At 62.9% G+C, this 23,915-nt stretch carries 21 protein-coding genes, 2 tRNA genes and 5 pseudogenes; 13 read left to right on the top strand and 15 right to left on the bottom strand.

All coding sequences use genetic code 11. The features are described from left to right. Positions 1–2 precede the first annotated feature (2 nt). Entirely contained in the window at positions 3–1,421 is a 1,419-nt protein-coding gene (locus ACVILI_RS21990; protein ID WP_069092342.1) for an aminotransferase-like domain-containing protein, read from the bottom strand. Between the two features lie 106 nt (positions 1,422–1,527). Here ACVILI_RS21990 and ACVILI_RS21985 point away from each other — a divergent pair, with 106 nt between their 5' ends. Then, positions 1,528–2,391, top strand: coding sequence for a DMT family transporter (locus ACVILI_RS21985; RefSeq protein ID WP_038647307.1), 864 nt, complete (start codon positions 1,528–1,530; stop codon positions 2,389–2,391). A 21-nt stretch (positions 2,392–2,412) separates the two neighbouring features. Here the strand turns inward: ACVILI_RS21985 and ACVILI_RS21980 are convergent, their stop codons facing one another. Next, entirely contained in the window at positions 2,413–3,453 is a 1,041-nt protein-coding gene (locus tag ACVILI_RS21980; protein ID WP_069092341.1) for a zinc-dependent alcohol dehydrogenase family protein, read from the bottom strand. 110 nt (positions 3,454–3,563) lie between these two features. After that, positions 3,564–4,025 (bottom strand): winged helix-turn-helix transcriptional regulator, encoded by a 462-nt coding sequence (locus ACVILI_RS21975; RefSeq protein ID WP_019858610.1) that lies wholly within the window; start codon positions 4,023–4,025, stop codon positions 3,564–3,566. A 99-nt stretch (positions 4,026–4,124) separates the two neighbouring features. On the opposite strand from ACVILI_RS21975, the gene ACVILI_RS21970 reads away from it, so the two are divergent. Continuing rightward, positions 4,125–5,369 (top strand): MFS transporter, encoded by a 1,245-nt coding sequence (locus tag ACVILI_RS21970; protein WP_084791563.1) that lies wholly within the window; start codon positions 4,125–4,127, stop codon positions 5,367–5,369. A 3-nt stretch (positions 5,370–5,372) separates the two neighbouring features. Here ACVILI_RS21970 and maiA read toward each other — a convergent pair whose 3' ends face one another. Together maiA and ACVILI_RS21960 are read right to left on the bottom strand one after the other, a co-directional pair. Further along, complete coding sequence (gene maiA, locus ACVILI_RS21965) at positions 5,373–6,023, bottom strand: maleylacetoacetate isomerase (protein ID WP_038652864.1); 651 nt, start codon at positions 6,021–6,023, stop codon at positions 5,373–5,375. 11 nt (positions 6,024–6,034) lie between these two features. Then, positions 6,035–6,733 carry a fumarylacetoacetate hydrolase family protein gene (locus ACVILI_RS21960; RefSeq protein ID WP_027046926.1) on the bottom strand — a complete coding sequence of 233 codons (699 nt, stop codon included), beginning with the start codon at positions 6,731–6,733 and terminating at the stop codon, positions 6,035–6,037. A gap of 226 nt (positions 6,734–6,959) precedes the next feature. Between ACVILI_RS21960 and ACVILI_RS21955 the strand changes: the two are divergent. Next, a pseudogene (locus ACVILI_RS21955) lies at positions 6,960–7,645 on the top strand (response regulator). 35 nt (positions 7,646–7,680) lie between these two features. On the opposite strand, the gene ACVILI_RS21950 reads toward ACVILI_RS21955, so the two are convergent. Together ACVILI_RS21950 and ACVILI_RS21945 are read right to left on the bottom strand one after the other, a co-directional pair. Next, positions 7,681–9,021, bottom strand: a complete 1,341-nt coding sequence (locus ACVILI_RS21950) for a hybrid sensor histidine kinase/response regulator (protein ID WP_038647303.1) — start codon at positions 9,019–9,021, stop codon at positions 7,681–7,683. Between the two features lie 18 nt (positions 9,022–9,039). Beyond that, positions 9,040–10,177 (bottom strand): annotated as a pseudogene (locus tag ACVILI_RS21945) (FIST N-terminal domain-containing protein). Between the two features lie 314 nt (positions 10,178–10,491). Here ACVILI_RS21945 and ACVILI_RS21940 point away from each other — a divergent pair. The 4 genes and pseudogenes from ACVILI_RS21940 to ACVILI_RS21925 all read left to right on the top strand — a co-directional run. Next, on the top strand, positions 10,492–10,992 hold the full coding sequence (locus ACVILI_RS21940) for a (2Fe-2S)-binding protein (protein WP_038647301.1): 501 nt from the start codon (positions 10,492–10,494) through the stop codon (positions 10,990–10,992). Positions 10,993–11,105: 113 nt separating this feature from the next. After that, positions 11,106–13,455: pseudogene (locus ACVILI_RS21935) on the top strand (xanthine dehydrogenase family protein molybdopterin-binding subunit). A 12-nt stretch (positions 13,456–13,467) separates the two neighbouring features. Continuing rightward, positions 13,468–14,265 (top strand): FAD binding domain-containing protein, encoded by a 798-nt coding sequence (locus ACVILI_RS21930; RefSeq protein ID WP_019858600.1) that lies wholly within the window; start codon positions 13,468–13,470, stop codon positions 14,263–14,265. Between the two features lie 193 nt (positions 14,266–14,458). Further along, positions 14,459–15,496 (top strand): annotated as a pseudogene (locus tag ACVILI_RS21925) (acyltransferase family protein); the annotation flags it as partial. A 60-nt stretch (positions 15,497–15,556) separates the two neighbouring features. Here the strand turns inward: ACVILI_RS21925 and ACVILI_RS21920 are convergent. The 3 genes from ACVILI_RS21920 to ACVILI_RS21910 all read right to left on the bottom strand — a co-directional run bounded on the left by ACVILI_RS21920 (position 15,557) and on the right by ACVILI_RS21910 (position 17,360). Further along, entirely contained in the window at positions 15,557–16,054 is a 498-nt protein-coding gene (locus ACVILI_RS21920; protein ID WP_038647299.1) for an SRPBCC family protein, read from the bottom strand. A 62-nt stretch (positions 16,055–16,116) separates the two neighbouring features. Further along, a complete protein-coding gene (locus tag ACVILI_RS21915; protein WP_038647297.1) occupies positions 16,117–16,605 on the bottom strand; it encodes a GNAT family N-acetyltransferase in 489 nt (162 codons plus the stop codon). Beyond that, entirely contained in the window at positions 16,602–17,360 is a 759-nt protein-coding gene (locus tag ACVILI_RS21910; protein WP_038647295.1) for a copper homeostasis protein CutC, read from the bottom strand. The genes ACVILI_RS21915 and ACVILI_RS21910 overlap by 4 nt, the downstream gene beginning before the upstream one ends. Before the next feature lie 273 nt (positions 17,361–17,633). Between ACVILI_RS21910 and ACVILI_RS21905 the strand changes: the two genes are divergently transcribed. Beyond that, a complete protein-coding gene (locus tag ACVILI_RS21905) occupies positions 17,634–18,089 on the top strand; it encodes a carboxymuconolactone decarboxylase family protein (protein ID WP_019858596.1) in 456 nt (151 codons plus the stop codon). Between the two features lie 98 nt (positions 18,090–18,187). On the opposite strand, the pseudogene ACVILI_RS21900 reads toward ACVILI_RS21905, so the two are convergent. After that, a pseudogene (locus ACVILI_RS21900) lies at positions 18,188–18,620 on the bottom strand (cupin domain-containing protein). A gap of 228 nt (positions 18,621–18,848) precedes the next feature. Here ACVILI_RS21900 and ACVILI_RS21895 point away from each other — a divergent pair. After that, a complete protein-coding gene (locus ACVILI_RS21895; protein WP_147377452.1) occupies positions 18,849–19,208 on the top strand; it encodes a hypothetical protein in 360 nt (119 codons plus the stop codon). A gap of 202 nt (positions 19,209–19,410) precedes the next feature. Here the strand turns inward: ACVILI_RS21895 and ACVILI_RS21890 are convergent, their stop codons facing one another. The 4 genes from ACVILI_RS21890 to ACVILI_RS21875 all read right to left on the bottom strand — a co-directional run bounded on the left by ACVILI_RS21890 (position 19,411) and on the right by ACVILI_RS21875 (position 22,005). Further along, positions 19,411–19,719, bottom strand: coding sequence for a hypothetical protein (locus ACVILI_RS21890; RefSeq protein ID WP_171880381.1), 309 nt, complete (start codon positions 19,717–19,719; stop codon positions 19,411–19,413). A gap of 1,332 nt (positions 19,720–21,051) precedes the next feature. Then, complete coding sequence (locus ACVILI_RS21885) at positions 21,052–21,276, bottom strand: hypothetical protein (RefSeq protein WP_038647287.1); 225 nt, start codon at positions 21,274–21,276, stop codon at positions 21,052–21,054. Between the two features lie 283 nt (positions 21,277–21,559). Next, positions 21,560–21,757, bottom strand: coding sequence for a hypothetical protein (locus tag ACVILI_RS21880; protein ID WP_148307390.1), 198 nt, complete (start codon positions 21,755–21,757; stop codon positions 21,560–21,562). 173 nt (positions 21,758–21,930) lie between these two features. Then, positions 21,931–22,005: transfer RNA gene (locus ACVILI_RS21875), tRNA-Asn, on the bottom strand. A 222-nt stretch (positions 22,006–22,227) separates the two neighbouring features. Here ACVILI_RS21875 and ACVILI_RS21870 point away from each other — a divergent pair. The 4 genes from ACVILI_RS21870 (at position 22,228) to ACVILI_RS21855 (ending at position 23,841) form a co-directional block, all read left to right on the top strand. After that, on the top strand, positions 22,228–22,515 hold the full coding sequence (locus tag ACVILI_RS21870) for a hypothetical protein (RefSeq protein WP_019858587.1): 288 nt from the start codon (positions 22,228–22,230) through the stop codon (positions 22,513–22,515). Next, positions 22,484–22,852 carry a hypothetical protein gene (locus tag ACVILI_RS21865; RefSeq protein ID WP_148307384.1) on the top strand — a complete coding sequence of 123 codons (369 nt, stop codon included), beginning with the start codon at positions 22,484–22,486 and terminating at the stop codon, positions 22,850–22,852. Before ACVILI_RS21870 ends, ACVILI_RS21865 begins: the two co-directional genes overlap by 32 nt. A gap of 155 nt (positions 22,853–23,007) precedes the next feature. After that, a tRNA-Cys gene (locus tag ACVILI_RS21860) sits at positions 23,008–23,081 on the top strand. A gap of 91 nt (positions 23,082–23,172) precedes the next feature. Further along, positions 23,173–23,841, top strand: a complete 669-nt coding sequence (locus tag ACVILI_RS21855) for a protein-L-isoaspartate O-methyltransferase family protein (protein WP_038647265.1) — start codon at positions 23,173–23,175, stop codon at positions 23,839–23,841. Positions 23,842–23,915 lie beyond the last annotated feature (74 nt).

Here is a 23,915-nt window from a genome sequence, read left to right as displayed (position 1 = left end):
GATCAGCGCGCCATTGCCGCCTCGAGCACCTTGAAGATCCGCTGATCTTCGCACTGGGCGACGTTGAAGCGCAGGAAACGGCTGGCCGTCCGCGACAGGCTGAACGCGTTGCCGGGCGCCAGCACGACATTGTCGCTGAGCGCCCGGCGTGCGACTTCGGCCGCGTCAACGCCGTCGGGCAGGCCGCACCACAGGAACAGACCGGCCGGCTGGTCGATCCACGGCGTGATGCCGATCGCCCTCAGCCGGGCGACGGTCTCGGCCATGGCGCGCGCGAGCCTGGCGCGCAGCAGATCCATGTGCTTGCGGTAGCTGCCATCCTTCAGCAGCATCAGGACCAGTTCGGCGGCCAGCCGTCCGCCGCCGAAGGTCGTGGCGATTTTGAGGTCGGTCAGGCCCTCGATCCAGTCGCGGGGCGCTGCGATGAAGCCGCAGCGCACCGACGCCGACAGCGTCTTGGTAAAACTGCCGATCTGGACGACGCGGTTCAGGCCATCGAAGGCCGCCAGCCTCGGGGCAGGGGCATGTTCGAAATCGGCGAAGATGTCGTCCTCGACAATGGTCAGGTCCGACTGGTCGGCGAGCTTCAGCAAGCGGTGCGCGGTGACCGGCGACAGGATCGCCCCGGTCGGGTTGTGGATCGCGGCGTTGGTGATGTAGAGGCGCGGCCGATGCTCGGCGAGCGCATGCGCGAACAGTTCGATATCTGGCCCAGACGGTGTGTAGGGAACGCTGACCACCTTGGCGCGGTGGGCGCGCAGCAAAGCGTGGAAATTGAAATAGCAGGGGTCGTCGACCAGCACCGTGTCGCCGGGCTCGATCAGGAGCCGGCACAACAGGTCGATGGCCTGCGTGCCCGAGTCCGTCAGCATGATCTGTTCAGGCGAGACTTCGATGCCATGCCCGGCCATGCGCCGCGCCAAGAGTTGCCGCAGCGGCGGCAGGCCAAGCGGCGTGCCGTAATCGGCAAGCGCGGCATCGTCGGCGCGCGCTGCCGTGCGCAGTGCCCGCCGCAGCGCGGCCTGCGGCATCCAGGAGGCCGGCAGCCAGCCGCAGCCGGGTTTCAACACCTCGTCGCCGGCATCCAGCGACTGGCGCGATACCCAGAGCGGATCGACGGCACGGTCGAGCCGGGGACCGATCTCGGCCAGCGACAGCGGCGCCAGCGAGCCGGCGGCATAGAAACCCGAGCCCCGCCGGGAGCGGATCGTGCCCTCGGCGACGAGCCGCTCATAGGCTTCGACCACGGTGGATTTGGACACCTGCATGGATTGGGCGAAGGCGCGGATCGACGGCAACCGGGCTCCCGGTGTCAGGCTGCGCGCGGCAATCCGCTGGCGAATGGTCGCCATGACGCTTTCGACCAGAGTGGGGGTACCCAGGGTTCGCGCGCCATCAGTTTCCAAGGCGAGGCCAGTCATCTGTACTGCTCAATATGCCATTACAGTTTCGTGAAATTGTACCGCATTGTCTCTAGCCGCGCCATGGGCATCCGCCCGATAGAGGGCGAAAGCAATGGAGCGTGCAATGGACAAGACCGCGAGCGGCTGGGTGAACGGATTTATCGGCGTGCTGATCTTCTCGGGCTCGCTGCCGGCGACGCGTGTGGCGGTCATGGATTTCGATCCGACCTTCGTGACATCAGCCCGGGCCGCGATTGCCGGAATGCTTGGGCTGGCGATGCTGCTGCTGTTTCGGGAGAAACGTCCGCAGCGCGGCGATCTCGTGTCGCTGGTGATCGTGGCGCTAGGCGTGGTCGTCGGCTTTCCCTTGTTGACCGCCTTGGCGCTCAAGCACATCACCTCGGCCCATTCCATCATCTTCATCGGCCTGCTGCCGCTGGCGACCGCGATCTTCGGCGTCCTGCGTGGCGGCGATCGCCCCCGTCCGGCGTTCTGGCTGTTTTCGTGCATCGGCAGCGCGCTGGTCGCGGGCTTCGCGCTGACGCAGGGCGTGACCGCCTCGCCGGTCGGCGACGGCCTGATGCTCGCCGCCGTCGTCGTTTGCGGCCTGGGCTATGCCGAGGGCGCCGCGCTGTCGCGAAGGCTCGGCGGCTGGCAAGTGATCTGCTGGGCGCTGACGTTGTCGCTGCCGATCATGCTGGTGCTGAGTTTCGCGACCCTGCCGCAATCCTTTGCCGCCGTCGGCTCCCACGCCTGGATCGGGCTCGCCTATGTCTCGCTGTTCAGCATGCTGATCGGCTTCGTCTTTTGGTACCGCGGCCTGGCGCAAGGCGGCATCGCGGCGGTCGGCCAGTTGCAGTTGTTGCAGCCCTTCTTCGGCCTGGCGCTTGCGGCGAGCCTGCTGCACGAGCAGGTCAGCCCGCTGATGGTGGTCGTCACACTCGGCGTGGTAGCCTGCGTGTTCGGGGCGAAGAAGTTCGCGCGTTAGTTCGGGAAGCGAGCCCCGCGCCTAGAACTTCGTCACCACCCCGATGCCAATGCCCTCGAAGCCACCCATCGCCATCAGCGCTGCGGGCGCCTCGTCGAGGCTGATCTTCTTGCCGACCAGCAGTTCGGGCTTGAGCTTGCCGTTGCGGATCATCTCCATCATCGCCTGGTAGCGGTAGGCCTGCATGCCGTGGCTGCCGAGGATTTCGAGCTCGAAGGCGATGATCTTGTCCATCGGCACTTGCGGGCGGGCGTGCTCGCCCAGCATCAGGCCGACCTGCACATGGCGGCCGCGCCGGCGCAGATTGGCGATCGAGTTGAACGAGGTGGTGGGGTGGCCGAGCGCGTCCATCGACATATGCGCGCCGCCATTGGTGATTTGCTTGACCGCCTTGACCACATTCGGCGTCGTCGACGCATTGATCGTCGCTACGGCGCCGATCTTTTTGGCGAACTCCAGCTTCTCGTCGGTGAGGTCGATGGCGATCACATTGGCGCCCATCGAACTGGCGATCATGATTGCCGACAGGCCGACGCCGCCACAACCATGCACCGCCACCCATTCGCCGGGCTTGACCCGCCCCTGGTCGACGGTGGCGCGAAACGAGGTGACGAAGCGGCAGCCGAGGCTGGCGGCGGTGGCGTATTCCATCTCCTCGGGCAGGCGCACGAGGTTGGTGTCGGCATGTTCGATGCCGACATATTCGGCGAACGAGCCCCAGCCCGTGAAGCCGGGCTGCGTCTGGTGCTCGCAGACCTGATGATTGCCCGACGTGCATTCGAAACAGCGGCCGCAGCCGACGGCGAACGGCACCGTCACGCGGTCGCCGGCCTTCCAGCGGCTGACCTGCTTGCCGGCGGCGACGACGACGCCCGCCAGTTCATGTCCAGGCACATGCGGCAAGGTGATGCCGTCATCATGGCCCATCCAGCCATGCCAGTCGCTGCGGCACAGCCCCGTCGCCTCGACCTTGATGACGACGCCATCGGCAGCCGGCTTCGGATCGGGGACGGTCTGGATCGTCGGCGCTTCGCCGAATTTCTCGAAGACGACGGCTTTCATCGGTCACTCCACCCTGTGCATTGTCCGGGGAAACGATAGCCGATTCCCCAGCCGGTCAAGCGGAAATCGATTCCGCCAGCTTGGCCAGTCCGCCGAACCGGCCAGGGCGCTCAGCTGTTTTCCCGGTTGCGGAAATCGGCGAGCCTCGTGTCGCCGGGGACCAGCCGCCGCCCGTCCTCGGCGTGCACCTCCAGGCGCCTGATCGGCCGACCGCTCTGCGTATCGACCATGAAAGTGTAGGGCTCGCCCGGTCCGGAGAAATAGGTCTCGCCCCATTGCCGCAAGGCGACCAGGACATAGAACAGGCCGCGCCCTTTTTGCGTCAGCACATATTCGTGGTGCGCGCTGCCGTCGGGCGCGGGAACCGTTTCCAGTATGTCGTGTGCGACCAGATTGCGCAGCCGCGCCGACAGGATGTTCTTGGCGACGCCGAGGCTCTTCTGGAACTCGCCGAAGCGGCGCAAGCCGTCAAAGGCATCGCGCACGATGAGCAGCGACCACCAGTCGCCGATCGCGTCCAGCGGCCGCGCGATCAGGCAATCCGCTTCGCGGTGGCTCGTTCGTTTCACCATGGCAATCGTTGGTCCAGATAGATCATTCTGGTTGCAAGATAAAACTGTTCTGCCTATCCAGCAAGTGGTTTCAAGTTGAAACCTATTGTGGAGAGCGACATGAATCAGCAGGTGGTGAACGGCGTGGCAGCAGGAGCGGAGCGGTCCGACAGGCTGCTGCAGGCAACACCAGCGTCACCACTGGGACTGTCCGGCATGACGGCGCTGGTCTTCGCCATTGCCTGTGGCCTGAGTGTTGCCAACGTCTATTTCGCTCATCCGCTGCTCGATGCCATCGCCCATGATTTCGCCACCGCGCCCGCCTCGGTCGGCATCGTGGTGACGGTCACGCAGATCGGCTATGCGCTCGGCCTGTTCTTCATCGTGCCGCTGGGCGACCTGTTCGATCGTCGCAAGCTGATCGCCGTTCAGGCAGTCCTGTCCGCCGTCGCGCTGAGTGCTGTCGGGATTGCACCGAGCGCTGCAATGCTGCTGACAGGCCTTGCTGTCGTCGGACTGCTTGCCGTTGTGGTTCAGGTGCTGGTGGCCTACGCCGCCGACCTCGCCGTGCCGTCCGAGCGGGGGCGGGCGGTCGGCACCGTCACCAGCGGCGTCATCCTTGGCATCCTGCTTGCCCGCTTCGTTGCCGGCGTCGTCGCCGACTTCGCTGGCTGGCGCTGGGTCTATCTGGTCTCGGCGGCGCTGACGCTCATCATGGCGCTGGTACTCTACCTCATCCTGCCGCGCCACGAGGCGGAGCGGCCACGCACGCCCTATCCGCGCCTGCTCGGCTCGGTGGTACTGCTGTTTGTGCAGGAGCCGCTGCTGCGTGTGCGCGCGGTGCTCGCCATGCTGATCTTCGCCAGCTTCAACGTGCTGTGGGCGCCACTGGTGCTGCCGCTGAGTGCCGCGCCATTTTCACTCTCGCATACCGAGATCGGGCTGTTCGGCCTTGCCGGGGTCGCCGGCGCTCTCGGTGCTCGCTGGACAGGCGGCCTCGTCGATCGCGGGCGCGGCCAGCTAGTCACCGGTCTCAGCCTGCTTTTGATGATGGGGGCCTGGCTGCCGATCGCCTTCATGGGCGTGTCGCTGTGGCTGCTTGTCGCCGGCATCGTCATGCTGGATCTGGCGATCCAGGCCGTCCACGTCACCAATCAGAGCCTGATTTTTTCGCGCCGGCCTCATGCACGCAGCCGCCTGGTGGGCGGCTACATGATCTTTTATTCGCTCGGCAGCGCGCTCGGCTCCATCGCCTCGACCATGACCTATGGCGCCATGGGCTGGAGCGGCGTCTGTGTGCTGGGCGCCAGCATCGGCCTGCTGGCGTTGCTGGTCTGGGCACTGACGCTGCGCGTTGGCCAGTAGGCCTTACTCCGCATCGATCTGGTTCTGCGGCGCGGCCTTCTGGAAGGCCGGCAGCGCCATGCAGGCGGCGTTGATGCGGGTGATCGTCGGGTAGGGCGTCAGGTCGACGCCGAAACGGGCGTTGCTGGTGATCTGTGCCGCCAGGCAGATATCGGCGAGCCCCGGCGCCTCGCCGTGGCAGAATGTTCCGGTCTGAGGTGAGGACGCTAGGTTCTTTTCAAGCGGCTGAAAGCCTTCGTTCACCCAGTGGCGGAACCAGTTGGTGATGTCCTGGTCGCCGGCGCCGAACAAGGTGCGCAGCGAGGTCAGCACCCGCAGATTGTTCACCGGGTGGATGTCGCAGGCGATCATCTGCGCCAGCATTCTCACGCGCGCCCGGCCAAGCGAGTCCTTCGGCAGCAGCGGCGGCGTGGGCTGGACCTCGTCGAGATATTCGATGATCGCCAGCGACTGCGTCAAAAGCGTGCCGTCGTCGAGCACCAATGCCGGCACCAGCCCCTGCGGGTTGACCGCGAGATAGGCCGGTTCCAGATGCTCGCCATGGCGCAGATGGTGCGGGACGTAGTCATAGCTCAGCCCCTTCATCTCCAGCGCGATCCGCACTCTGTAGGAGGTGGAGGAACGGTAATAATTGTGCAGGACGATGTCGCTCATGGCTTTGTCGTTCACGACCGTGGTTGGCCGATCGTCACTTCGATCGTGCCGATGCCGTCGACGCCGCCGGTCATCGTCTCACCGGGCTTGACCGCGCCGACGCCGGCTGGCGTGCCGGTGAAGATCAGGTCGCCGGCCTGCAATTCTACGCCCTCGCTGCAGATCGAGACAATGTCGGCGATTGGCCAGATCAGCTCGGCGAGATCGGCGTCCTGCCGCACCTTGCCGTCGACAGCAAGCCAGATACGCCCCTTCGTCGGGTGCCCCGATTTCTGCGCAGGCACCAGTGGGCCGCATGGGGCGGAACGATCGAACGCCTTAGACCAGTCCCAGGGCCGCGCCGCCTTCTTGGCCTCATCCTGGAGGTCGCGGCGGGTGAGGTCGATGCCGACGCCATAACCCCAGACGTGGTCCAGCGCCCGCTCACGCGCAATGCGGAAGCCTGTTTTTCCGATCGCGGCCACCAGCTCGATTTCGTGGTGCAGATTGGCCGTCAGCGGCGGGTAGGGGAACACGGTGCCGGAATCGACCACGGCGTCGGATGGCTTGGTGAAGAAGAAGGGCGGATCGCGCTCGTCATTGCCGAACTCGCGCGCATGCGCCGCATAGTTGCGGCCGACGCAGAAAATCCGCCGCACGGCAAAGCGCTCGGCCGACCCGCTGATGGCGACTGAAGGCGTTGGCGGCACGGGAAGGACAAAGGCGGTCATGGGGGTCTCTGCGTTGGCTATCGGGATGATGGCGGCACCTTCGGCCGATTTCGGGAACCGGGCAAGGCGTCGCTCTTCATAAAGCATTGGCTTTGTCGGGGCCGTATAAGTAATTCAGGGTTCCCATCACCTTTGCAGCGGCCTATCAACCGGCGATAGACTATTTGCTAATAATCCGACCAAGGTCGCGGGGCTATGGTGTGGCAGGTAAACCGGAACGAGCCACATGACAGTACCCAACGATCGCGCCCGGTTCCTGATCATCGACGACCATCCGCTGTTTCGCGAGGCGCTGCACAGCGCCGTGCAGATGGCCTATCCGGAGGTCGACACGGTCGAGGCGCGCTCGATCGCCGAGGCGCTCGATCTGCTGGCCGACGCTAAGCCTTTCGACCTTGCGCTGCTGGACCTCAGCATGCCCGACGTGCACGGCTTCGACGGGCTGCTGCAACTCAGGACCCGCTATCCGCGCCTGCCGGTGGTGATCGTGTCGGGATATGAGGAGCCGCGGATCATTTCCGAGGCGCTGTCCTATGGCGCCGCCGGCTTCATCCCGAAATCGGCGCGCAAGAGCGATCTGGCCGCCGCCATCCGCTCGGTGATGGACGGCGCGATCTATGTGCCGGAAACCTATGAAGGCCAGCCGGCCGACGCCGACAGCATCGACCGCGCCGACATGGTCCAGCGTCTGTCCAAACTGACGCCGCAGCAGTTGCGGGTGTGCTGCAGATGCTGCGCCAAGGCCTGCTCAACAAGCAGATCGCCTATGAACTGCAGGTGGGCGAGACCACGGTCAAGGCGCATGTCTCGGAGATATTGCGCAAGCTCAATGTCTACAGCCGCACGCAAGCGGTGATCGAGGTCTCGAAGCTGGACAATGCGGAGCTTTTCAGGGATCAGGCGGGGTTTTGAGCTTTTACCCTCCCCCTCGTGGGGAGGGTATGGAGCTAAGCCAGCAAATGCGCCAGCAGCGCGCGCAGTTGCGCCGGCTTCAGTGGTTTGCGCATCAGTTCGATGCCGTCGGCGCGCGCTGCCTTGGCGACGGCTTCGGAATTGTCGGCGGTGACGATCAGCGCTGGCACTGCGCGGCCGAGATAGTCGCGGACCTCCGATATGGTGGCGGTGCCGAGGTCGCCGCCGTCGAGATGCTGGTCGGCAATGATGATGTCGGGCACCCAGTCGGTGTCGCCGAGCAGGTCAAGCGCGTCGTCGGTCGAGGTCGCGGCCCGCACCAGGCACTGCCAGCGCTCGAGCAGGAAGGTCATCGCCTCCAGCACCTCCGCGTCGTTTTCGACCAGCAGCACCTTGGTGCCGAACAGGCCGTAGCCGCGTGACCGCTCCAGGGCGGTGGCGCTGGCGATCGCGTCGGCGGGGGCACCGATGCCGACGGGGACATCGATATGGAAGATCGTGCCGCGCCCCACCTTCGACGAGAAGGTCACGGGGTGGCCGAGCGCGCCGGCCATGCGGCGCACGATGGCAAGCCCGAGCCCAAGGCCGCCGCTGTCGAGCCCGGCATTGGCGGGCAAGGTGCCGCGATGGAATTCCTCGAACACCGCCTCGCGCTGGTCCTCGGGGATGCCGCAGCCGGTATCGGCGACATCGATGCGGATCGTATCGCCGCGATGCCTGGTGCCGACGAGCACGCCGCCCGAGCGTGTATAGCCCAGCGCGTTGGAGAGGATGTTCTGCAGGATGCGGCGCAGCAGGGTGCGGTCGGAGCGGACCACGGCGTTGACCGGTCGGAACTTCAGCGACAGGCGTTTCATTTCCGCGACCGGCTGGAAATCCGAGCGCAGCGACGAGAACAGCGCCTCCAGGCTGACGTCGCCGATGTCGGGGTGCACCACGCCGGCATCGAGCTTGGAAATGTCGAGCAGGGTGCGCAGCAGGTCCTCCATCGTCTCCAGCGAGCGCTCGACCTGCCGCACCAGTTTCCTGCCTTCGTCGCTGGTCTGCACCTCGGCGAGCGCCGAGACGGACAGGTGAGCCGCGTTCAGTGGCTGCAGCACGTCATGGCTGGCGGCGGCAAGGAACCTCGTCTTGGACAGGTTCGCGAACTCGGCGTTTTCCTTGGCGGCGCTGAGGTCGATGTTGGACTGTTCCAGCCGCCGCAAGGTCGAGTGCAACTCCTCGGTGCGCATGCGCACCCGGTTCTCGAGCGAGATGGCGGTCTGGAAAAGCGAGAAGGCGTTGCCTTGCTGGTCCATCGAGCGCTCGACGCGGCTGACCAGGGCGGCGTTGATCTTCTTCAGCTTTTCGAGGTCGTTTATATCCTTGAGCGGCATCTTGTTACTCTGCGGCCCCTATTCCGCCGCTTGCCGTTCGCCAAAGGCAATGCCGGTGAAGGTCTGGTTCAAATGCATCGACCGGTACTGTTCGCCATACGTGCCGAAGCCGACGACATTGTTGACCCGGTAGAGTTCCGAAATGTCACGAAAAACTTGCCGGTTGCGCGCATCGAGCCGGCGTAGCACGCAGTCGAAGCCGAGGATCAGGTCGATGCCGCCAAGCCTCTCCTCGACCTCGCGCAAGGCCGCGCGTGTCGATTCCACCATGTCCTTGGGCTGGGCGATCGACAATACGACGCCGTCGTCTATGGCGCAGAAGAACGACAGCGAGCCGTCGGCGTGCATCCTCTGGATCGAGCGGCAGTAATATTCACCGCCCACCTTCACCACCACCGGGTGCGAGGCGAAGCTCAGCGGCGTTAGGGTGTGCGGGGACGATACCGACGGAAGCGGCATATTCTTCCGCCGCATTGGTGGCGTTAAACTCGCGTACGATGCGGTGATCGGCATCGGACGCCGTGACCACCAGTTTTTCGTCGGTCGGAACGAAATTATCGGTCTTGAAGACGTGGAACGGAATTTCCGTGGCGATCAGCACGATGATGGCGCTGTCCGAGGTGACCCTGCCATTCGAGATCAGGCGCGTCGTCTCGAATTTCAGGTCGTCGCCGGCCGAACCGCCGAGCAGCGGAATGTCGTCAAGACCCCAGTGGATGGCCGAGCTGACCGCTTCCTCGGCATAGGACAGCCCATCGATGAAGCAGAGCGCGAAGGTGTTGCTAGTCTGCTCGCCGCCCATCCGGACGCGCAGGGCGCGCCGCAAGGCCTCGACCTCGCCGGTGATCCTGTCCATGCCCGACGAGGATAGATTGTCGACCATGGCGCTGACCGCGGTGAACGCCGCCGAGGGAAGCAGCATCGCCAGCATGTGGCCTTCCTCGAGCCCCTGCGGCGTGATCTCGCCGGCGGTGGAGCAGCCGGCATGGTGGAGCCCCGGCGCGTGCGCCGAGAGCGCCCGCGACAGGGCGCCGGCCTCGACGAGGCTCTGGGAGAAGAACACGAGGGCAAAGCCGGCGTCGATTGCCGCGGCCTCGCTGGCCACCGCGCGAGCGAAAGCATCCAGGTCGGGCTCGTCCGTGGTCAGCGCCGACAAGCCGCAGGCGTAGCGCGTCCGTGAACTGGTCAGCGGCGTTCTCCCGCATTTCCTCCGACGCTGTTTTTATACGCGGCTGTTTTTACAGGCTTCTGGCGCGCGGGCGTCGAAGGATATTGTTGCTTCCAATCGGCGTTTTGGCAATGGGGCGAGGGGACTGCGCCTTCGGCCTTGGCCATGACCGAAAGTACAATGATCCGCCTTTTCCGTCGCGCTGTTTTTTGTGCGTTGTGCAGTGTACGAATAACGCATGGCCGAAGTGCCAGCGGCGCGTCGGCAGCGTGATGACCAAGGTTGATACCCAGGGAGGATTCATGTCGGACGTTTCGTTGATGGTGAACGGCAGGCGGGTCAGCGGGGCCGCCGAGGACCGAACGCTGCTGGTTCACTTCCTGCGCGAGAATCTCGGCCTGACCGGAACGCATGTCGGCTGCGACACCTCGCAATGCGGGGCCTGCGTCGTCCATGTCGACGGCAAGGCGGTGAAGTCCTGCACCATGCTCGCGGTACAGGCGTCCGGCTCGAGCATTGTAACGATCGAAGGTCTCGCCAATGGCGCCGACCTGCATCCCGTGCAGGCCGCCTTCAAGGAACATCACGGCCTGCAATGCGGTTTCTGCACGCCTGGCATGATCATGGCGGCAACCGACATGATCAACCGTCATCCCGAAGGCCTCGACGAGGCGACGGTGCGAGCCGAACTGGAAGGCAATATTTGCCGCTGCACCGGCTACCACAACATCGTCAAGGCGATCCTCGCCGCATCGAAGACGATGGCAAAAGGGGCCAAGGCCAAGGCGAAACAAGCTGCGTGAACGAGGCGGTAGGGCAGTAAGGCAGTAAGGTAGTAGGGAACTGGAATCAGTTTTTTCGTACTGCCGTACTGCCCTACTCACCTACTCCCCTGCAATCTCGGGAGGAATTTCTGATGGGCATTGAAGGTGTCGGCGCTCGGGTCGCGCGCAAGGAAGACAAAAGATTCATCACCGGCGCCGGCCGCTATGTCGACGACATGGTGGTTCCCGGCATGAAGCATGCCGCCTTCGTGCGCAGCCCGCACGCGCATGCGCAGATCAAGAAGATCGACGTCAAGCGAGCGCAAGCCATGCCCGGCGTCATCGGCGTGCTGACCGGCAAGGAGCTCAAGGCCGATGGCATCGGCAACCTCATCTGCGGCTGGATGATCCATTCCAAGGACGGTTCGCCGATGAAGATGGGCGCCTGGTCGCCGTTGGCCGTCGACAAGGTGCGCTATGTCGGTGACGCCGTCGTCGTCGTCGTGGCCGAGACCAAGGGGCAGGCCCGTGATGCGGCAGAGGCGGTCGAGATCACCTACAAGGAATTGAAGGCCGTCGTCGAAGCCACCAAGGCGCTCGAAAAGGGCGCGCCGCAGATCCATGCCGAGGCCGAGAACAATCTGATATTCGACTGGGAGATCGGCGATGCCAAGGCGACCGACGCGGCGATCAAGGCAGCGGCGCATGTCACCCGCATGAAGATCGTCAACAACCGGCTGGTGCCGAATGCCATGGAGCCACGCGCGGCTCTCGGCCACTACGACAAGGCCGAGGACCATTACACCTGCTGGACGACCTCGCAGAACCCGCATGTCGCGCGGCTGGTGATGAGCGCCTTCTACAATGTCGCGCCGGAAAACAAGCTGCGCGTCATCGCGCCGGATGTCGGCGGCGGCTTCGGCTCCAAGATCTACATCTATCCCGAAGAGATCGTCTGCCTGTGGGCTTCCAAGAAAACCGGCGTGCCGGTCAAATGGGTCGCGCGACCGCACCGAGAGTTTTCTCTCCGACGCGCATGGCCGCGACCATGTCTCGACGGTGGAAATGGCTTTCGACAAGAACAACAGGATCACCGGGCTGAAGGTCGACACGATCGCCAATCTCGGCGCCTATATGTCGCTGTTCTCGTCCTGCGTGCCGACCTATCTCTACGCGACGCTGCTTTCGGGCCAGTACGACATTCCGGCCATCCACGCCAATGTGCGCACGGTCTATACCAACACGGCGCCTGTCGATGCCTATCGCGGGGCAGGGCGGCCGGAAGCCACCTATCTCCTGGAACGCACGATGGAAGCGGCCGCGCGCGAGCTTGGCGTGTCGCCTGCCGAATTGCGGCGCAAGAACTTCATCACCTCCTTCCCGCACCAGACACCGGTGATCATGAACTATGACGCCGGCGACTACGGCGCCTCGCTCGACGCGGCCATGAAAGCTTCGGACTATGCCGGCTTTGCCAAACGCAAGGCGGCGGCCGCCAAGAAGGGCCTGCTGCGCGGCATCGGCATGAGCTGTTACATCGAGGCCTGCGGCATCGCGCCGTCGGCGGCGGTCGGCTCGCTCGGCGCCGGTGTCGGCCTTTGGGAATCGGCCGAAGTGCGCGTCAACGCCGTCGGCACGATCGAGGTGCTGACCGGCTCGCACAGCCATGGCCAGGGCCACGAGACGACCTTCGCGCAACTGGTCAACCAGCGTTTCGGCGTGCCGATTGATTCGGTTTCGATCGTCCATGGCGACACCGACAAGGTGCAGATGGGCATGGGCACTTACGGTTCGCGCTCGGGCGCGGTCGGCATGTCGGCGATATCAAAGGCACTCGACAAGGTCGAGGCCAAGGCCAAGAAGATCGCCGCCCACTTGCTCGAAGCCGACGAGGGCGACATCGTCATCGAGAACGGTGCGCTGAAGGTTGCCGGTACCGACAAGAACGTGCCGTGGTTCCAGGTGGCGCTGGCCGCCTATACCGCCCACAATCTGCCGGCAGGGATGGAGCCCGGATTGAAGGAAACGGCCTTCTACGATCCGTCGAACTTCACCTTCCCGGCGGGCTGCTACATCTGCGAGGTCGAGATCGAACCGGAGACCGGAACGACAGAGATCGTCCAGTTCGTGGCCGCCGATGATTTCGGCAACATCATCAATCCGATGATCGTCGAGGGCCAGGTGCATGGCGGCATCGCGCAAGGGATTGGCCAGGCGCTGCTGGAAGGCGCCCATTACGATGCCAGCGGACAGCTGCTGACCGCGAGCTATATGGATTACACCATGCCGCGCGCGGGCGACCTGCCGTCGTTCAAGGTCTCGACCTCGAACACGCCATGCCCGGGCAATCCGCTCGGCATCAAGGGTTGCGGCGAGGCCGGCGCCATCGGCTCGCCGCCGGCGGTAATCAACGCCATCACCGATGCCATCGGCATCGCCGATATCGCCATGCCCGCCTCGCCGCCCACCGTGTGGGCCGCGATCCGCGCCGCGAAGCACTGAGGAGGAACAGCCATGTATTCGGTCAACTACCATCGCGCCGCCTCGGTCGCGGATGCCGCCAAGCTGGTGAAGAGCGGCGACGCCAAACTGCTGTCCGGCGGCATGACGCTGATACCTGCCATGAAGACGCGGCTGGCGGCTCCTTCCGATCTCGTCGATCTGTCGCGCATCAAGGAGATGCAGGGCGTCAAGGTGTCGGGAAAGACGGTCACCATCGGCGCGGCCACCACGCATTTCGACGTCTCCAACGACGAGAAGCTTAAGAAGGCCTGCCCGGCAATTGCCCATCTGGCGTCGCTGATCGGTGACCCGGCGGTGCGCTACAAGGGCACGATCGGCGGTTCGATCGCCAACAACGATCCGGCGGCCGACTATCCGGCGGCCCTTCTGGCATTGGGCGCCACCATCGTCACCAACAAGCGCGAGATATCGGCCGACAAGTTCTTCAAAGGGCTGTTCGAAACGGCCTTGAAGGATGGCGAGATCATCACGGCGGTCTCCTTCACCGCGCCGGCCAAGGCGGCTTATGAAAAGTTCCGCAACCCGGCTTCTCGCTATGCAATCGTCGGCGTGTTCGTGGCCAAGGGCAAGGACGGCGTCAGCGTTGCGGTGACCGGCGCCGGTGACGACGGCGTGTTCCGCTCGAAGGAGATCGAGGCAGCCCTTGCGAAGAACTTCGACGCCGCGTCTCTCGCCGGCGTGAAAGTGCCGGCGAAGAACCTGATGAGCGACATCCACGCTTCCGCCGACTACCGCGCCAATTTGATCGCGGTCATGGCCAAGCGCGCGGTGGCGGCAGCCAACGCCTGACAGCATCGGTTGCCGACATCAAAGGGGCCATCTTGGCCCCTTTTTCGTACGCGATGGTGTGTAGCCGTGCGGCTCGTGAAGGAATTTCGCCACGCTACTGGTCTTTTGCTCGAAGCATTTCCGGCAGTTTGCTGCCCAAGGAACCGCATCGCCGCCAATCTCGCACTTGCACAAACTTATATTGCACTGCAGTATGGGTCGGGGCGGGAATGCGAGCCGGGTTCGGATGTGTACCGCCGTGCCCTTTCGCATGCCAATGCGAAGGATCGGCATGTCCGAAATTACCGCCACCCAGATGGTTCCGTCCCGATCCGCCGTCGACCGATCGGCTAGGACTAGACTGGCCTATCTCGACGGCTGGCGCGGCCTGTCGATCGCCCTGGTGCTGATCGGCCATTTTTTCCCGGTGCCCGGAATCAATCTGGGCGTGCTTGGCGTCGAATTCTTCTTCGTGCTCAGCGGCCGGCTGATGGCCGAGATCCTGTTCATCGAGCGCTACCCGCTGAAGAAGTTCTTCAAGCGCCGCTTCTCGCGCATCTACCCGGCGCTTCTGGTCTTCGTCATCATCGCCATGATCGCGCTCTCCGGCACGTTCATCGCCTTCAAATGGAAGGCCGCGCTGACGGCGCTGACATTCACCTACAATTACGCCGGAATTCTCGTCACCCGCGCCGGAGCGCTCGACCATATCTGGTCGCTTTGTGTCGAGGAGCATGCCTACATCATCCTGGCGTTGATCAGCGCGCTCGTCTCCAGCCGCAATCGCGTCATTCCTTTGCTGGTGACGCTCGCCTTGCTCGCAATGGCCAATGGCGCGGTGTCGTACTGGGTGTTCAGGCTGGACTACGAGGCCACTTACTGGCGCACCGATGTGCACATCGCTTCGATCCTGCTTTCGGCTTCGATCTGCCTGCTTAAGGCCGAAGGCCGCCTGCCGGCGGTGCTGAAGGGGCCTTATGTCGCCCTGGCAGCGGCGGCGGTCGCGGTTTTGCTATTCATGGACCCGGTGCCGACGCCGATCCACTATCTCCTTGCGGTGCCGCTGCTGGCGCTGGCTGTCAATGCGCTCGATTTCAGCACGCCAATCTTTTCCAAATTGCTCTCGTCCTGGCCCATGGCGACGTTGGGCCTGTGGTCATACTCACTCTATCTGTGGCAGCAGCCCTTCTACAAATTCGTCTATGAACAAGGCATCAGCCCGTGGCCGATGCTGGCCGGGGTCTTTGCCTGCGCGCTCTGCAGCTATTACCTCATCGAGCGGCCGGCGCGTGAATGGTTGAACCGCAATTGGTCAGGTGTCATCGCGCCGAGGCACTGTTGTTGCGAGCCTGAGATAGCGCCGCAGGCCGGCTTCGCCACGCGGCGTTGTCCAGCGATGGTTCCAGGCGAAGGCCGGCCGCAGCAGGGGTGCCAGGAATTTGAGGATCGGCCTCTCGACCGTGACCTGCCAGGTCAGTTGGATATGGGTGCCGCTGCCCGACGGCCACAGTTCGGCCCGCCATAGCCCGTCGAAGTCGCCAAAGGTTTTCACGACGACCAGCCTGCCAGGCTCGAGTTCGGCGGCCTCGATGATGAAGTTCAGCTCATAGGGCAGGGCGCCGCGCGCCCGTGCCCTTGCCCGCGAGCCGACTGATGCCTTGCCCTTGCGGTCGAGCGGAACCACTTCCTTGTAGACCTCGCCCCACCAGAGCGGGAGCAATTCGGCGTCGGAGAGCACGTCCCACACTTGCTGCGGCGTGCCTTCGGGAATGTCCCAGCTTTCGTCGAAGCGGAAGACGTTGCTAGGCATCGCGGTTCCTCCATTTTGGCGGAACGCTTATATTAGGAGAATCTTCTTTATTCGGCCAGCAATCAGGTGACGATCTGCTTGACGTAATAACGCACCGCTTTCTTGCCACCGTGGATCACCGCTTCGCCGACCTCGGTAAAGCCCAGCGCGGCGTGGAAGGCATCCGAGACGGGGTTGGGCGGATCGGCGTTGACCTCGCAGGTGACCAGCGTGTGGCCGGCGCGTTCGGCATGTTCGAACAGGTCCTCATAGAGCCGGCGCGCATGGCCGCGGCCCCTTGCATGCGCCGCCACGACGACGCGGTCGACATAGATGAAGCGTTCGTAGCGTTCGCGGAACCAGATGAAGTTCGGGCTGTCGTAGTTGGCTTCCTGGTCGAAGGTCATGATGAAGGCTTCGAGATCGCCGATGCGCCGTGCGTAGAACGCCTCGCCGAGCAGGAACGACAGCCGCTCGGCTTCGAGCCAGGACAGTTCGGCGGCATGCTCGTTGTTGAGCGCCAGTACGTCCGCTTCGTCGCCTTGCGCTATGCGGGCTATCGGGGCGGTCATGCCTTGGCCGCCGCGATCGTCGCCGCCACCTGCGGTGTGTCGGTCACTGTGTTGCGGTATTCGCGATCGAGATCGGAGCCGCCCATGCCAACCTTGGGATTGCGGTAGTGCATCGCGCTTGGCACGTCCTTCAGCGCTGCAAAGTGCATTTCGGCCAGTCCGGTCCTTTGGCGCACCTCGGCGATGTTGCCGAGATCGAGCCCCCCGCAACCGAGGATGATGATGCGGTCGCCGGCCTGCCGCACGAGATCCGCCAGTAACGACAAGCCTTCTATCGCGGTGTCGCGTTGGCCGCTGGTCAGCACGCGGCCGACCTTGCAGCGGATCAGCGCTTCCAGCGCCTCGGCCGGATCGCGTGTCATGTCGAAGGCACGATGGCAGGTGACGTTCAGGGAGCCGGCGGCCTCGGTCAATTCGCTCATGCGCTCTTCGTCGATGGTGCCGTCGGCGTTCAGGCAGCCGAACACCACGCCCGGCACGCCGAGATCGCGCAGCGCCGCGACATCGGCGAGCATCGAGCGGTATTCGGTCTCGCTGTAGAGAAAATCGCCGCCGCGCGGCCGCACCATGACGTGAAACGGCACGGTCGCCTGGTCGAGAGCCGCGCGCACCGTGCCGAGGCTTGGCGTGATGCCGCCCTCGACCAGGCTGGCGCACAGTTCGACCCGGTCGGCGCCGGCGGCCTGCGCGGCGAGCAGGCCATCGATGCCTTCGACACATATTTCGATCAGCGGTGGGTGTGTTTCCGTGGTCAAGGGGCGATCCAGTCCATGATGTTGCGCAAAGCCCTAGCACCCGGGCGGCTGGCGCGAAAGCGTGAACGGCGCACCGCCATTTGGACCAGCCGCACATTTCCCCGCTTGACAGTCTTATAACTGTGTAGTTATGAATAACCCATAGCTATACAGTTATGGATTGACCGTTGGCCGTGCGGCGGCAGCCGAAATTCCATCTGCTGAAATCCCGGATGCGCTGTTTCCGGGCTCGGCAAAACACGTCCTGACGAAACGCCTAAAAAGGAGAAGACCATGCAAGCCAGACTCAAGAATCCCGTGATGCTCATCCCAGGCGCCCTGCAGGCGCTGCTGGCGTTGGACAAGTCGACCGAGGCGGCCGACATACCCTATGTGACGCGCAAGCTCATTCATCTGCGCGCCAGCCAGATCAATGCCTGCAGCCTCTGCGTCGACATGCACGCGCGCGAACTGAAGAAGGCCGGCGAGAAGGACGAGCGCATTTTTGCGCTGGCGGCATGGCGCGAGACGCCCTACTTCACCGACGCCGAACGGGCGGCCCTGGCGCTGGCCGAGGCCGGCACGAGGCTCGCCGACCGGCCCGACGCCGTGCCGGACGATGTCTGGGACGAAGCCGCCCGCCACTATGATGAAAAGGCGCTTGCCGCGCTGGTTGTCCAGATCGCCCTGATCAACGCCTTCAACCGGCTGAATGCGACGACACGACAGATGGTCGGCAGCTGGGGCTGAGCACTGGTCCTGCGCTGGGGGCAGGATGGTTATCCGATACGGAGCGAGGCGGGCGGCGTGTTGCCTCTCGCCTTTCGGCACATGAGCATGACGCTTGGCTACTGCCGCAATTCCGTGTTCTTGGCGCCTTGCTCGACCTGGTCGATCACCAGGAGCTTGACCGGGCCATCGCCGATGTTCGTGGCCTGATGCCACTGGCCGATCATCTCGATGATGAAATCGCCTGTTTTGTAGGTGTTGCTGTTGCCGGACTCGACATTGGTGACCTTCAGCGTTCCGGCCTCGACATAGGCATAGCGCGGGAAGGGGTGCCGGTGCACCGGCAAGGTCGCGCCCGGCGCGATGTCATAGGTCGACACCAGCACCTGCCACGTTCTTCTGCGGCAGCGTGATCGGCTGGCCGGAAGCGGTGGTCGTGCGTGATGCGAGCGGGGTGACGACGACAGGCGTGCTGCTGCTGTCCAGTGCCAGAGCGCAATTCGCGTAAAGCGCAACCGCGGCCAGCAGAACCGAAACCAGGATTTTGCGCATGATGCCTCCCTGAACCGAGGCATCTATCGCGCGGCGGACAACCGCGCGCAAGCGGGAGCGGGGCGACATTGCGATGAATTGGCTCCTTCAACCCACCAGCCGAAGTCCTCCCTCAAGCTCTGCGGAGGCAATGCCGGTTTTCGACGTTGCCGAAATTTGACGCAGAACAATGTGCCACCGGATCGCCGGCCCTACAGAATTGCGTTCAGTCGTAGGAGTTCGGGCTTGATGTTTGATGCAATGACAAGACGCACGGTGGTAGGCACGATGGTCTCCTTTCCGCGTATAGGGGCCGCTGCACCGGAAGAGATTTTTGCCGCAAACTCGAACGAAAGTCCCATCCTGGCGGGTTTTCGGCGCTGGGAGGCAATGATGAATTCGATCTCCCTGGACATTTCCGACCGCGATCTGAAACGCGTCTATCAAGACATATCGGAGATTGCGAAGGCCATGCTCGCCAAACCGGCCACAAATACGCGCGAGTTCGCGGCGCAGTTCCTGGTTGTTTGCAGCGGCGACGCGATCGAATACCGGCGGGCTGCCCAACATCTCCATGCCCATGCGCAGAGCATTGTCGGTATGGCGTGAGGGGGCACCGTGGGATGGCTCCGCAGGCTTCGACAACTTCAACGCAAAGATTGACCTCGCTGTTAGGCCCCCACGTGATCCATCGCAAGCTCCTTAGGAAGCAATGGTGAAACATCGATTTTTATAGCGCTCGCCCCGGGCTGCCCTCTCGTCTCCGCCGGCTTTGATCTACCTTTAGCGCGCGATCGAAGACGGGTCCGCTTCATTTGATTGATGGATGAAGGCTAATATGAGCAAGTGCTAATAGACGCTCACGTCCTATGTTTTGCAGAGGCTCGCTGGTGGGTGGCCCAATATGACCAAGACGACACTCATTGCTATCGCTGTCCTTGCCATCAGCATCGGCTATGCGGATGCCAAGGACAAGGACCGGCCGGCTTGCACCGCGTCGAGCCCACTCTTCAAAGTTCTCGGTAACAAATGTTTTCTCGTCAAGGGTTCGATGATCTATGGCGACATTGCCGAGCTTTCCCAGATAGTTCGCTTGGGCTGGTAGCCAGGCCAGCGGCATGTTTCGCCATCCTCTTTGCCCTTAAGGTCGAGCATCGTTCGACCACAAACTCAACCTTGCTCACTTTCGGAAGTGGTTGACGATTTGAGATGATGGCGCCGGCGAACTCGCCTTGTTGGAAACGTCTGATTGCCAGTTTGATCTGACGCGGCCTCTTTGCGCGTCATTCGCAGGAGCTTGTCAAAGCGAGCATGGTTTTCCACCGTTAACTCTTTGGATCGAGTTTTCTTGCTGGCGCTTCGGTGACTCGTTTATTAGAGACTCCTTATGGAGAGACGGCACGCAATCCGAAGAATCAGCGATGGGCTCTGGGAGGTCTACGACATAGACAACAACAAGGTTGTACGCGTGGGTGGAGTGCCCTTGACAAACTTGTTGGATGAAGACGCGCTCGACGCGTTGGACCTGATAAGGGATGGCTTCCTGAACCCGGGCCAGTCCAGGAGGACAAAGGCCTAAGCAAGGTGCCAGTTCAGGGCGACTAGTCAGGCGGCGGAAGTTGCAATCCCAAATGCAAACGCTGATTCACAGCGAAAGCGACGGCATCGGACTCACGTTCGAAGGCTCTGGAATAGGTGTTGCCGTCCGTTGTTACGATCCTAACAACCCACTCGCCTAGGGATTGGCTGATTTCCACAGTTGGGGGCGACGGTTTGGTGTCGGCCATGCTCCTGCTTCAAAAACTGATGGTTTCGGAATGTCTCACGAAGTCGGTCGCCCCTCATATTAGCGTTAATAAATACAATGCCATAGATGGCTGGGATTCTCCAAATCGTGCGCAAGCCGGCTTCCATCGTCACCGAGATCAGAAACATGATCCTCCGGTTGCCGCGCCCCCCAAGGGAGATCGCCGTGCCTCTCGAGACTCTCGCCCATACACTTGCCGCACGCGAAAGCGTCTACGTCGACTGCAGCCATTCCATGTGCTGCCGATCGGCCAAACTCGATATACAAGCGCTCACAGGCCGCCTTGAACCCGGCCACCGCTCAATGCATCAGGATCTTGTCGGGCTGTTCGTCTGCTCGCACTGCAAGGCCGCGGGCCGCGATCGGCGCCCGGTGTTCTTGCATTCCTGACTACGAGGGACAGCAACGGGAGCGGAGCCGCGACTGGAAACCGACTTTCGAGCGACGATGAAAGGGGGCCGACGCCTCGTTGGGCGGGGGGCGTTGGGGTAAAAGGCGCCGGCCAGGCGGAAACATGTCCGCCACAAGGACATGCTAATATGCGGTTGCCGCCGGCGCCTATGGTGCGATCGCGGAACGCGCAGGCCGGCAACAAACAGCACCAACGGGGCCTTCTGCGATTGCGGGTTTCCAATCAAGAAGACCTCATGGCTTCCTGATCCTCACCCCAGCGCCGCCGCCATTTTCGGTGGTGAACTCGACGCCGGCCGATTCGAGGGCGCCCTGAGCAGCTTTGATCACGGCCTTGCGGCTGTTACCGTGTTTTAGGATCAACTCCCAGACCAGGTCCGCAGTCAAACCGTTCTCTGAAGCGAAACTTTCGACCTGATGGTCGTGAATAATATCATGCCAGGCCTTATAGCCGCCCATTTGGGTCTCCGCTCTAGGCGCCGCATGGCAAGTATATGCCGCAATGCTAATATAGGAGAAACATGCGAACGAAGGACGTAATCAGGCCCATGGCGCGTTCTAGGAGGCTGTTCAGACGCTTCTCGACTGACTGGCGCCATCGGGCGGGTTCATCCGCGCCGCCATACCGAAAGGTCCCAACGTTCTGACGTGAGCGGTCATTGGGCGATCTCCCGCTTTGCTTGGTCTATGACGCGGTCCCCTGCGGCGCCTAGAACGTTCGCGATCCGGAGCAGTCGAACGGCTAGGCGAATTTTCGGCCTGGCAGGGAAGTGTCCTTGTTTTCTCCTGCCAAAATCGAAAGCTCGACTTTGACCATCTCGATGTCGAGCTCTCGGTTTTTGTCGAGGTATCCGAAAGCACCGGTGGTGACGGTCCCGCCAATCCCGACGACGCCCCCAACTGCCGCAGACGCAACAGCGTTCCAAACCTTGGACGGCATCGCGCTAGCCCCTTTCATTGAAAGTTGGATAGTCGCGCAGGAACGCGTGCGAAAGCAACATCACGACCGGAAGGGATGGGGAAATTGGCGATTGTAGCCCAGACGTAGCCCCATAAGGCAAAAGCGCAATTTCGCGCTCAGGCAGGCATCATTCCTAAGTGTTTGAAAATGTTTGGCTCCCCGGGCCGGATTCGAACCAGCGACCAACCGGTTAACAGCCGGTTGCTCTACCACTGAGCTACCGGGGAACGGATGCTCTTCAGCAAGTGGCGCAGCCTATAGCAAACACCTTTCGCCTTTGCAAAGAAGCATTTCGCTTTTTTCCGAGACTTTTTCGCGCGGCGGGTTTCTCGCAATCGGCCGCGTCCGCCCTCATATTAGCCGTCTTGGCGATGGGCGCGGAACCGAAACGGCGGTCGCGGCTTTCGTAAACAGGCTTTTTCGAGCGACCAGATGGACAGCCATTGGCGATGACCGCAGCAGACGAAAACCGGATACCGGCACGAAAGATCTCGATTTTCGGCCGCGAATTCACCATGCCGCAATCGCGCGGCCTCAGAATCACGATCGGCATTCTCTTGACCATCGGCGGCATTCTTGGCTTTCTGCCGATCCTTGGCTTCTGGATGGTTCCGATCGGATTGCTGGTGCTTTCCTATGAATTCGCCATGGTGCGGCGCCACCGGCGTCGCTTCGTCGTCTGGTGGGAGCGGCGGCGTCGGCCGGATGGAACGACGGGCACCAAACCGGGCGTTTGACCATGCCGTTCTTCCGCTGCGTTATGCCCTTGTTCGGGTTTCGGATTTTGGCGAATCCGCTTTTCGGTTCGCACCTCTTCCCAAATCCTCGCGGATTTCCCTGAGAACGGCGGCAGCCGAGGCCAGGCGCGCGCGGTCCCGCGGCGAAAGCCTGGCGGTGCCATCTATCGCCAGGCAGTCGATGGCATGGCGCAGCAACGCCTCGCATGCTGATCGCGACAAGCCGTCCCAGGCGTTCGTTCCGGTGTTGGGCGTTGCCGGCCGCATGGCGAAGTCCTCCTCGTTTCTCAACGGTGGCGGGGGCGTGGAGTTTCTCGTGATCTCCTGGTATACTTAATGATCGTCTAATATGCGTCGTGACCCATTGTGACCACGGCGATCGATGTGGAGGGTCGGATTCTTGCAGAGGAAACCGCGCCGAATGCGTGGTGGCCGCTTGACGCCATTTTCGCCGCAACCTATTGGAACCGGGTGGAACGCCGGGAGCAACGAGGCCTCGTGGCGGAGTGGTTACGCAGAGGACTGCAAATCCTTGCACCCCGGTTCGATTCCGGGCGAGGCCTCCAATACCCGGGCTCCCGCGCGCTCAGCGCCGGAGCCTGACGTTCTCATCGAAATGAACCGCGGTTCTGGCGCGGCAAGCGGATTGGTTGGAACATGAGCGCTGATTTCTCCGAGCTTCGCGTCAAGATGGTCGACGGTCAGGTTCGCACCACCGACGTGACCAGCGCCCCGCTGCTGGAGGCCATGCTTACCGTGCCGCGCGAGGTCTTCGTCGCCGACCGCCAGCGCGATCTCGCCTATATCGACGAGGACATCCGCATTGCCGACGGCGCCGATGGTGCGCGCTATCTGATGGAAGCATCGCCGCTGGCCAAGCTGATGCAGCTGGCCGAGATCAATGCGACCGATTCGGCGCTCGACGTCGGCTGTGGCACCGGATACGCCTCAGCCATCCTGTCGCGGCTGGCGAGGTCGGTCGTGGCGCTCGAAAGCGATTCGACGCTGGCGCAAACCGCGGCATCGACGCTTTCCGGCCTTGGCTGCGGCAATGTGACCGTGGTCCAGGGCGCGCTGGCGCAGGGTCATGCGGCCAAGGCACCCTATGACGTCATCTTCATCGGCGGCAGCGTCGAGAAAGTGCCGGCGCCGTTGCTCGATCAGCTCGCCGAAGGCGGCCGACTCGTCGCGGTCGAAGGGCGGGGCAATTCCGGCGTTGCGCGACTTTTTTTCAAGGCCGGGGGGGTTGTAACCGGGAGAAGGGCATTTAATGCGGCAATTAAGCCACTACCTGGATTCGAACGTGAGCATGCTTTTGAATTCTGAATGATTTTGCCTTGCAGCAGAGGCTTTGTCATGGTCGCTTGCATTTGAACAATCGTTGCGATCCCAGACTGGGG

Source organism: Mesorhizobium sp. USDA 4775 (genome assembly GCF_054062655.1).
This window is presented reverse-complemented; position numbering and strand designations above follow the sequence as displayed.

Excerpts from the sequence above, each read along its gene's own strand:
- ACVILI_RS21880 (WP_148307390.1), bottom strand. The coding sequence starts at position 21,757 with ATGCCGTCCAAGGTTTGGAACGCTGTTGCGTCTGCGGCAGTTGGGGGC.
- ACVILI_RS21975 (WP_019858610.1), bottom strand. The coding sequence starts at position 4,025 with ATGGTGAAACGAACGAGCCACCGCGAAGCGGATTGCCTGATCGCGCGG.
- ACVILI_RS21980 (WP_069092341.1), bottom strand. The coding sequence starts at position 3,453 with ATGAAAGCCGTCGTCTTCGAGAAATTCGGCGAAGCGCCGACGATCCAG.
- maiA (WP_038652864.1), bottom strand. The coding sequence starts at position 6,023 with ATGAGCGACATCGTCCTGCACAATTATTACCGTTCCTCCACCTCCTAC.
- ACVILI_RS21870 (WP_019858587.1), top strand. The coding sequence starts at position 22,228 with ATGACCGCAGCAGACGAAAACCGGATACCGGCACGAAAGATCTCGATT.
- ACVILI_RS21895 (WP_147377452.1), top strand. The coding sequence starts at position 18,849 with ATGTTTGATGCAATGACAAGACGCACGGTGGTAGGCACGATGGTCTCC.
- ACVILI_RS21990 (WP_069092342.1), bottom strand. The coding sequence starts at position 1,421 with ATGACTGGCCTCGCCTTGGAAACTGATGGCGCGCGAACCCTGGGTACC.
- ACVILI_RS21970 (WP_084791563.1), top strand. The coding sequence starts at position 4,125 with ATGAATCAGCAGGTGGTGAACGGCGTGGCAGCAGGAGCGGAGCGGTCC.
- ACVILI_RS21950 (WP_038647303.1), bottom strand. The coding sequence starts at position 9,021 with ATGCCGCTCAAGGATATAAACGACCTCGAAAAGCTGAAGAAGATCAAC.
- ACVILI_RS21915 (WP_038647297.1), bottom strand. The coding sequence starts at position 16,605 with ATGACCGCCCCGATAGCCCGCATAGCGCAAGGCGACGAAGCGGACGTA.
- ACVILI_RS21890 (WP_171880381.1), bottom strand. The coding sequence starts at position 19,719 with ATGCCGCTGGCCTGGCTACCAGCCCAAGCGAACTATCTGGGAAAGCTC.
- ACVILI_RS21985 (WP_038647307.1), top strand. The coding sequence starts at position 1,528 with ATGGACAAGACCGCGAGCGGCTGGGTGAACGGATTTATCGGCGTGCTG.
- ACVILI_RS21905 (WP_019858596.1), top strand. The coding sequence starts at position 17,634 with ATGCAAGCCAGACTCAAGAATCCCGTGATGCTCATCCCAGGCGCCCTG.
- ACVILI_RS21920 (WP_038647299.1), bottom strand. The coding sequence starts at position 16,054 with ATGCCTAGCAACGTCTTCCGCTTCGACGAAAGCTGGGACATTCCCGAA.
- ACVILI_RS21930 (WP_019858600.1), top strand. The coding sequence starts at position 13,468 with ATGTATTCGGTCAACTACCATCGCGCCGCCTCGGTCGCGGATGCCGCC.
- ACVILI_RS21865 (WP_148307384.1), top strand. The coding sequence starts at position 22,484 with ATGGAACGACGGGCACCAAACCGGGCGTTTGACCATGCCGTTCTTCCG.
- ACVILI_RS21855 (WP_038647265.1), top strand. The coding sequence starts at position 23,173 with ATGAGCGCTGATTTCTCCGAGCTTCGCGTCAAGATGGTCGACGGTCAG.
- ACVILI_RS21885 (WP_038647287.1), bottom strand. The coding sequence starts at position 21,276 with ATGGGCGGCTATAAGGCCTGGCATGATATTATTCACGACCATCAGGTC.
- ACVILI_RS21960 (WP_027046926.1), bottom strand. The coding sequence starts at position 6,733 with ATGACCGCCTTTGTCCTTCCCGTGCCGCCAACGCCTTCAGTCGCCATC.
- ACVILI_RS21940 (WP_038647301.1), top strand. The coding sequence starts at position 10,492 with ATGTCGGACGTTTCGTTGATGGTGAACGGCAGGCGGGTCAGCGGGGCC.